The organism is Sphingobium sp. LMC3-1-1.1 (assembly GCF_040676285.1).
GTDB lineage: Bacteria > Pseudomonadota > Alphaproteobacteria > Sphingomonadales > Sphingomonadaceae > Sphingobium.
Genome location: NZ_JBEGHQ010000041.1, coordinates 1 through 829, shown reverse-complemented (window position 1 = coordinate 829; position 829 = coordinate 1). Strand labels below are relative to the sequence as shown.

General features: G+C 60.7%; 2 protein-coding genes. Both read left to right on the top strand.

From position 1 onward, the window contains the following. A partial coding sequence (locus MRBLMC3_RS17505) for a GlsB/YeaQ/YmgE family stress response membrane protein (RefSeq protein ID WP_363830871.1) occupies window positions 1–215 on the top strand: 215 nt, incomplete at its 5' end. Between the two features lie 221 nt (window positions 216–436). Further along, window positions 437–754, top strand: a complete 318-nt coding sequence (locus MRBLMC3_RS17500; protein WP_363830868.1) for a hypothetical protein — start codon at window positions 437–439, stop codon at window positions 752–754. Window positions 755–829: the final 75 nt, after the last annotated feature.

The following is an 829-nucleotide window of genomic DNA, read 5'->3' as shown; positions in this document are numbered from 1 at the left end:
GGCTTGCCAGCATCATCATGCGGACAGATGGTCAGCAGGGCATCATCCTCAATATCGTGGTCGGCATTATCGGCTCCTTCATCGGCGGCCTGATCCTCTCCCGAGGTGACATCAACAACGCCCCGCTCACAGTCATGACATTCCTGGTCTCGCTGGCTGGTGCGATCATATTGCTGGCGATCGTCAATCTCGTTCGTCGCGGTTCAATACGCTGATACTGTCCTCCGTACAGCCGCCCCGGGAGGCCATCGGCTCCCGCACCGTTAGAATCACGCCACATGTTCTGTACGATTGAGAGCTGCAACAGCTGTGCTTGATTAGCCGTGGCCTGCTCGCAAGCTCACATGAATGTAAGGCGAATGTCCGGTTGCGGAGAAACCGGCCACTCGCGCGGCTAGCTTGGACCGGCGGTTCCTGGTCGGTAGCGGAATGGGGAGTGCGGCGGCATCCCGACCGGATGCCCAAACCGTTGGCAGCGTGGCTCAGCAGCTCGCCCTCGAATCGAGCACGCTCAGGCCTGGTCAGCCGAACGCGAAACCCGGTCAACGAACGACAGGTCGTCATCGCACTCACGAAGGAAGGCGACGCGCTTCGTTTTCACGCGGGATGCCTGGGCGACACATTCCTTGAGGCATCGGGACAGACACCTGCTGCCCTCGCAAAACTGTACGGTGAGATCAACGTACTGCGTAACGCCGTCTATCGGCATATTGGCGGCTGGGCGGTGTCCGAGACGCCGGCCGAAGCGGACTGAGTTTTCCTGCTCGCGGCCGGTGATCGTCCGGGTTGCTCAGACCGTCGGCACCGTACCGCCGTCGATCACATATTC